The sequence below is a fragment of the Cellulomonas persica genome, assembly GCF_007989825.1.
Classification (GTDB): Bacteria; Actinomycetota; Actinomycetes; order Actinomycetales; family Cellulomonadaceae; genus Cellulomonas; species Cellulomonas persica.
The window spans coordinates 1-8,177 of record NZ_BJUA01000032.1 but is presented as its reverse complement, the minus strand read 5'-3'; the positions used below and the strand labels follow the sequence as shown (position 1 = coordinate 8,177).

2 protein-coding genes are annotated in these 8,177 nt (G+C 67.9%); both read left to right on the top strand.

The genetic code is table 11. The features are described 5' to 3' along the window. Positions 1 to 696: 696 nt before the first annotated feature. Positions 697 to 3,159: a LamG-like jellyroll fold domain-containing protein gene (locus tag CPE01_RS16070; RefSeq protein ID WP_186811592.1), complete on the top strand. Its 2,463-nt coding sequence runs from the start codon at positions 697 to 699 to the stop codon at positions 3,157 to 3,159. A gap of 62 nt (positions 3,160 to 3,221) precedes the next feature. Beyond that, on the top strand, positions 3,222 to 8,177 hold a 4,956-nt coding region (locus CPE01_RS16065), incomplete at its 3' end, for an RHS repeat domain-containing protein (RefSeq protein WP_186811591.1).

Sequence of the window (8,177 nt, the reverse complement as noted above, 5' to 3'; positions counted from 1 at the left end):
GTTCTGGCGCTACGACGCCCGCGCCACCCTGACCACGCTCACGTAGCCGCCACGCGTCGCCGACCGCGCGCTGCGGGTACGCCCGTTCGGGTGATATCAGACCGAACGGCCTGTTTCTGCCGCGGGGCTCCGGAACACTCCGAGCCAATCCGCCGGTGACCCTTCGTGCTGGCGTCTGACGGTCCAGGTCGGCAGCAGGGGAGATTTCGGTGCGTGTTGTGTCGCGCGGGCGCCGCGTCATCGGGTCGGCCGTGGCGGTCGTGCTGGTGGCGGGCGGGGCGTACGCCGCAGTCGAGATGGCGGACGAGGACCTCGACTGCAGCGCGAGTGAGGCTCCGACGATCGATGAGGCGCTGGTCCTGGCGGTGACCTGCGGTCACGACGTCGTGGCGCTCGACACCCTCAACCCACAGTCGTCGTTGACGGCAACGCCTCGCGGGACGGTGCGTGCGACATTCGACCAGAGTGCCGTGCGGACCGACGTCTCGGGGTCGTGGGAGCCCGTCGACCCGTCGGTCGTCGTCGACGAGGACAGCGGCGAGATCCGCGTCGCGTCACCAGTGAACCCGATCACGTTCTCGCCCGCGGACGGCTCCGGGTTCATCTCGATGACCTCGCCTGAAGGTGTGGTCAGTCTCGATGTGCCGATGGCGCTTGGTGCCCCCCCGGGTCGATGGCACACGCGTCTCCTGGGCTGTGCTCGACGCCGCGGGCGAGGCGATCGACGGGGTGGAGCTGACGGCGCAGGTCCACGCAGATGCATCGGGGGTGACCCCGCTGATCGAGGTGCGCGACCCGCTGGCCTACGCGGCGCTCGAGCGCGCCGCCGGGGGTGAGGTCGGCTTCGAGGTGGTGACGTCCGAGGGGCTCTCGGTCGCCGCGAACGACTCGGGCGGCATCGATCTCGTCGGTCAGTCAGGCGAAGCGGTGCTCGTGGCCGCCGAGCCACTCCAGTGGGACAGCTCTGGTGGGGACGGCCCGAAGCAGCCCGGCCTTGCGGCCGTCGGAGACGACCCGGCGACAGCGCCCGTCGAGGGGGACGTTGTCGCGACGATGCCGCTCGACATTGTCGAGGAGACCCGCGCGCTCGTGACCGTTGACCAGCAGATGGTCGACGACCCGAGCGCGCAGTGGCCCATCACGATCGACCCCGCGCTGTCGGCGAAGACGCTGAACGAGTGGCTGGTCGTCCGGGACTACTCCGGCTGGGGATCGAAGTACGGGAGCGCCAAGGGCGATGACCTGTCCGGGAATGAGGGTGTGGGGTACTGCGCTCCGGCATCGACGTGTACGCAGGTGCACCGCTCGCGGGCGTTCTGGAACTTCGACATCTGGTCCTTGCCCTACATCAAGGCTGAGGACCTGGTCGAGGCAAAGTTCCGGGTCCGCGGCACGCATTCGTGGTCATGCACGAAGAAGACGCTCGACCTCTACCTGACGGCAGCATTTACCGCGTCGACGGGATGGTCCAACCAGCCCTCGACGAAGTCGAAGCAGGACTCTCAGACTCCCACCCACTACGGGACGAGCTGTCCGGGCAGCGACATGGATGAGTGGAGCATCCTCGCAGCGGCCAAGCAGTACGCGGGCACGACGTCGGACATGACTCTAGGTCTGCGTGCTGCGTCGGAGACGGAAGGCTCCTGGTGGCGCTACGACATGGGTTCGGCGCAGGTGCAGGTCGAGTACAACCGCGCGCCGTCCGTGCCGAAGTCGATGCAGATGATCGTCGGCAACCAGGTGCACAAGTGCTCGGACTCGACGATCCTCATGAACGACACCCAGCCTCAGCTCTCGGTCACGGCCACCGACCCGGACAGCGGCGATCGGGTGCGCGCGACGATCCAGATCTATCAGGGCGACACCCAGGTGTGGGTGTACGGCTTCCAGCTCAGCGACCCGGGCACCGTGTTCTACAAGACGGTCCCGAATGGCGAGTTGACCTCGGGCACCTACAAGTGGCGAGCGCGGGCGTGGGACCGCGACGAGCTCGTCTCACCGTGGACAGATTGGTGCCCGTTCAGGATCGACACCGAACGGCCGGACCCACCCTCGGTGACACCGTTGCCGCAGTCAAGCGACCCGACGATCGAGGCCGAGTACTGGACCGATCTTGAGACCGGCGGGGTAGGCATGAAGGGATGCTTCGAGCTGGCCTCGAACGACGACCAGCCTGTGACCTTCACCTACTCCTTCATCCAGACCTTTCGGCAGACTGCCGCCGTCGGTGCGGCAGGCAAGTCGAAAGTGTGCATGCCGGACAACGGCCGATACCCGATGAGAGCGGGCCCCGACACACTCACGGTCAGGGTCACGGACAAGGCCGGCAACACATCGGAACTCACGGGGTATCACTTCGATGTCGCGACGGCTCGCGAGGATGGCATCTGGTCGTTCGACTCGCGGGGCAGCTCGATCCGCGACGAGTCACCTAGCGCGTCGGGTGGGGCCGACGGGGCGGGTGCACTCATCGTCGTTGACCCGACGTGGATGGAAGGGCCGCACACGTTGTTCGGCTCACGTGCCGGTGACTGGGCGATGGGATTCAACGGGTCGTCGAGCCAGGCGTACACGGAGTCCTCGGTGTTCGGAGAGAGTGAGAGCTTCGTCGTGGCGGCGCACGTCAACCCTGAAACCGTGAGCTCGAGGCGGGCGGTCATCACGCAAGACAGCGTGAGCACTGTGGGCTGGAGCGTGGGGACCGCCGTCTCGGGATGTCCCTCAGGGATGAGCTCGTGCTGGGCGTTCTGGGCATACGACCCCGTCGCAAAGACGACCAAGACGGTGGCCTCATCAGTGCCGCCGTCGGCGAACCAGTGGACACAGCTGACAGCGGAGTACGACAAGACGCGTGGCCGGATGCGCCTGTGGGTGTGCGAGATCGGTACGCCTGACTCGGCGAAGAGTGGCGAACCCGTCGTGGCATCAGGCGCGGCGCCGACGACCATGCCGCTGGCGGTCGGCCCGTTCGTGCTCGGACGCGGGAAGTCTGGGGGCGTAGACGCCTACTGGTGGAAGGGACAGATCGACAACGTTCGGCTGTTCAAGGGCGAAGTCGTCGCGGACGCGAAGATCCGGCGCATGTGCCAGGGCGCCGAGGCGAACCAGTTCAATGACGGCATCAAGGCGCTCGACCCGACGACGAAGGTGGCGAACTGATGGCGTTGGGACGGGCGCACTCGCGTGCGGCAGGGACCCGGTGGCGAAGGGCGACGGTATCCGTGGCCGCAGCGGTGACGTTCGCCCTCCTCGCGGAACCAGTGCTGGCGGGCGCGGACGACGAGCCCATCGACTCGCTGGAGGCACGTGCGGAGAACCTGGCCACGGTCGTGGCCGGGCTGGAGATCCCTGAGCCCGTGGACGCAGAGTCGGTCACTGCCCAGGTCGTTGAGCCCCCGATCGACCCGGAGGCGGAGCCCCTGCCGGACGACGTCCCCGAAGGTGACGACGAGCAGGTCGTCGAGGTGCCGGGCCCCGACTCCCCGGGGGGATCGGGTAGCGCGGCAACGTCGTCCGGTGTCGGGCAGGTAGTCGTAGGGGGTCTGCTGGTCGGGGCCGCGGCGGTCGAGGGAGTTCCCGCGCCGGAGGCGGTCTCGGTGCGAGTCTCCGGGCAGGACGAGGCTCTCGACGCGGGCGTGACCGGCGTCCTCCTTCAGGTGGGCGACGCGTCGCCGACGGAGGGCGACGAAGCCACCAGCGTGCAGCTGTCGTTCTCCTACGCGCAGTTCGCCGGCCTTGCAGGCGGTGACTGGGCGAGCCGACTCAGCGTGTTCCGCCTGGAGGACTGCGAGGCGACCGGCGAGGACCAGTGCCGGTGGGTCGAGCTCGACGGCGTGACGAACGACCTCACGGAGAACACCCTCTCGGCCACGATCGACCTCCCCGCGGCAACGCGGGGCGATGTGCAGAGCGGCTCGAGCCCGTCGTCGACGACGTCGTCCGCGGTGGCGGCAGATGGGGCGACGGGCGGGGTGACGCTCGCGCTTGCGGCCGGCACCTCAAGCGGGTCCGGCGACTGGAAGGCGACCAGCCTGGCGCCCTCTGCCGCATGGAGCACCTCCGGCTCGTCGGGCGCATTCACCTGGAGCTATCCCATGCGCGTACCTGACGTCCCGGGCGGGCTGGTGCCGAACGTCGCACTCAACTACTCCTCGGCGGCCTCGGACGGCCGTACGGCCTCGACGAACAACCAGGCGTCGTGGGTCGGCGAGGGTTTCGAGCTGAACTCCAGCTACATCGAGCGCAAGTACCTCCCGTGCGTCCAGGACGAAGACAAGGTTGACGGCAAGGAGCCGAACAATGTCGGCGAGTTGGTCGGCGACCTGTGCTGGACCAGGGACAACGCCACGCTCGTCCTGGACGGATCGGCGCTCGAGCTCGTCCTCGACGCAGACGGTTCGTGGCGTGCGAAGAACGACGACGGGACCCGCATCGAGCGGTTGGGCACCGGCCGGATCCCCAGCACGGAGAACGGTGACGCGGCGAAGACGGCGCGCCCGCTTCGCGACGACGACGGTGAGTACTGGGTCGTCACAACCGGCGACGGTCTGCGCTACGTGTTCGGTTCGGACCTGGGGAAGCTCGAGGTCGACCCGACGAACTCGACGTGGACGGTGCCGGTCTTCGGCAACCACCCCGGCGAGGCGTGCTACGAGACGACGTTCGCGGACTCGTCGTGCCGGCAGGCATGGCGCTGGAACCTGCGGAAGGTGACCGACCGGTCGGGCAACACCATGACCTACTGGTACGCGCGCGAGCGTGCTGGCTACCGCAGCGCAGCTGACGGCAAGGCAGAGTCGACCGCCGTCAAGGTCCTGGACTATGACACCGGTGGACGCCTGACGAAGATCACGTACGGCACGCGAGGCAACCTCTCGTCGGCTGCGTCGGCGCAGGTCGTCTTCGAGTCGGTCAAGCGGTGCCGGTCGACTGCTGGCAGCTGCGACGAGACGAAGATGCGGGCCAACGCCCAGGCGTGGCCGGACCTGCCATCCGACCAGTACTGCGCCCCAGGCTCGAGTACTTCGTCGTGCTCCCAGGTGTACGGGCCGGTGTTCTTCGACCGGTACCGGCTCAAGGGAGTCAAGACGCAGGCGTACGACGGCACCGAGTACAAGACGATCGACTCGTGGGCACTGGCCCACGTGTGGGACGCGCCCTACGGCCGGACGGGCTCCGGGCAGGCGGCGGGCGAGATCCTGCAGCTCACGTCCATCACGCACTCCGGCGTCGGTGGCAAGGACGGCAACCCGCTCCCGCTCCCGTCGGTCTCGTTCGGGTGGCAACGCCTGGCCAACCGCGTCGACGCCAGTGGCGACGGGCTGTCGCCCATGTGGCGGCCCCGGCTGAGCACCATCCTGAGCGAGTCCGGTGCGACGACGACCGTCAGATACCGGAAGGCGGAGTGCACCCCCGCGAGCGTCAAGACGATCACGGTTCGCTCGAACTCCGCGTTGTGCTTCCCGGTCAACTGGGCGCCGAAGGGCCACACCAAGGACGCGCCGGACTGGTTCCACAAGTACGTCGTGGAGAGCATCACGGACAGCGGCTCCTCCGTCGACGCAGAGGGCAAGACGCTGGTGACCGGCTCAGACCCCGTCACCACGACGTACACCCAGTCGGGCGCGGCCTGGGCGCTGCCGACCGGTGCCCTGGTGAAGCCCAAGGAGGCCACCTACTCGGAGTTCCGCGGGTTCGCGTCCGTCCAGACGACGGTGGGCGAAGGCAACGAAGCCTCGTCGACGGTCACGCGCTACTTGCAGGGCCTCAAGAGCTCGAATGGCGAGTGGCGGACGGTCAGCTCGAAGCCGGGTGCGCTCGCCGCCTACCCGGATAGCGAGACCGTCACGATCGGCGACCACGAACGGTTCGTGGGCATGGCATACAGCGTCGAGCAGTACAACGGGACGGAGCTGGTGTCCCAGAGCGTCACTGCCCCTGCGTCGCCGAAGCGCACGGCGACCCCGGCGTGGTCAGGCGGTGACTCGGCGTACCGGCTCGACACGGTCAGCACCTACGGCCTGACGTTCGACAGCAGCGGCGCCTTCGAGCGCAAGACCAGGGTCACCACGGGGTACGACTCGAACGCCAACCCGGTCTCGACGCACGACTACGGAGAGGTGGGTCTCGCCAGTGACGAGCTGTGCACTCGCTACACGTACGGCGAGGACATCACCAGCAACGGTGTCGTGCTGTTCGGGCTCCCGTCGCGGGTCGAGGTCGTCTCCAAGGCTTGCGACGTGGCGACGACGCGTCCGCTCCACGTGGTCTCCGACACCCTGACGTCGTACGACACGAACGGACGGGTTGCCACCACCTGGCAGGTCGACCCCGATCTCGACAGGCAGGAGGGCACGCTCGACTCGTCGACGCGCGCCGGCTACGTCCCGGTGAGCAAGGTCGTTCAGTACGACGACTACGGCCGCGCGACGAAGGTTCGCGACGCGGCGGACCGCATGACGACCACCGCGTACCGGCCGAGTGCTGGCGGCCTTCTGGAGGAGGTCGCCGTCACCAAGCCAGCGCCTTCCAGCGAGACACCCGATTTCACGACCACGACCACCTACGACCCGCTCACGGGCAACGTCGTCAAGCAGACGGACGTCAACAAGCGGGTCACGACTGCGGCCTACGACAGGCTCGGACGGCTGTTGTCCGTGCGGTACCCGCAGCACAAGGACGCGCCGTACCCGTCGGTGGAGTACCAGTACGACGTCGCCAGGACCGGGCTCAACTCGGTCGTGACGAAGACGCTGGGCGCTGACGGCAAGACCCAGCACCTGGGGAGCGCGATCTACGACGGGTTGATGCGGGTCATCCAGACTCAGCAGGAGAGCCAGGCGGTCGCCGGCCCACGGCAGAGCGCCTCCGCACGGGGCCGCGTGCTGACGCACACGTTCTACGACTCGGCCGGCCGGGTCTCGAGCCAAGGCGGTCCGTGGAAGGTGACGGGCCGTCCAGACGGCCAGATGAAGCCGACGCCGGCTTCGTTCGTCGCTGAGACGCAGTACCTCTTCGACGGCGCGGGTCGCCAGACCGACGAGATCCTGTGGGAGACGACGAAGTCGAACCCGACGCATGAGCTGTACCGCACCGTAACGGTCTACGACGGGTCGCACACGACGGTTATCCCTCCGCGTGGAGGCGCGGTGACCACCACGGTCGTGGACGCCCGGGGTCGTACCACGGGTCTCGTCCAGCACCGCACGCGGCCTGAGGTCGAGATCGCGCTGACCGGGACGAGCAGCGTCGCCGGGTTCGACGCTCGCAAGCGAGTCGCCTCGGATACGGTCTCGGCCTCGTACCGGTACGACGGTGCGGGCAATCTCGTCAGGGTGTCGGACAGCGGACTCGACCCGTCCACGACCGTCGATGACAACACCTGGGAGTACACGTACGACTTCGCAGGTCGGCAGGTGAGCGCTGACGACCCCGACGCCGGCACGTCGTTCACCACGTACGACCTCCTGGGGCAGGTCACATCGACGACCAACGCCGTAGGGGAGGTGGTCGCCTATGAGTACGACTCCCTGGGACGGTCGATCAGCAAGACGTCGAATGCCGGGACGGTCACCTTCGCGTACGACACCGCGCAGGACACGAAGGGCAAGGCGGTCCTCGGTCAGCTGGCGTCGCAGACCCGAAGCCAGGGTGGCGCGTCGTACACGACGTCGATCCTGGAGTACGACGACGCGTACCAGCCGTTGCGGACGCAGCTCACGCTTCCCGACACCGGGGACCTGGCGTCGCTGACCAAACGCGACTTCGTCACGGAGTACAGCTACACCGCCGACGGTCAGATCAAGATGCTCAAGCTTCCCCAGATCACGAAGAAGGGGGCCAAGGGGGGCGGCACGAGCGTTCTCGGGGCGGAGACCGTCACGACGTACTACGACGCCGCGTCACGGCCGCAGTGGATGGCTGGCGGGTTCGGGTGGGGCACGTATGTCGCCGAGGCCGTGCATGATGATGCTGGCCGCTCCGTCGTGCTCGACCTGGGCACCACCTACGGCGCCGCCGTGTCGTACTCCTACGACCCGGCCACCCAGCGGCTCACCCGGATCGCGCTGGACCGTGAGCAGTACTCCGGCACGGATCTTGACATCACGTACTCCTACGACGATGCGGGCAACCTGGTCTCCGCGTTCGACGTGCCGACGAACAAGGCTGCGAACCCT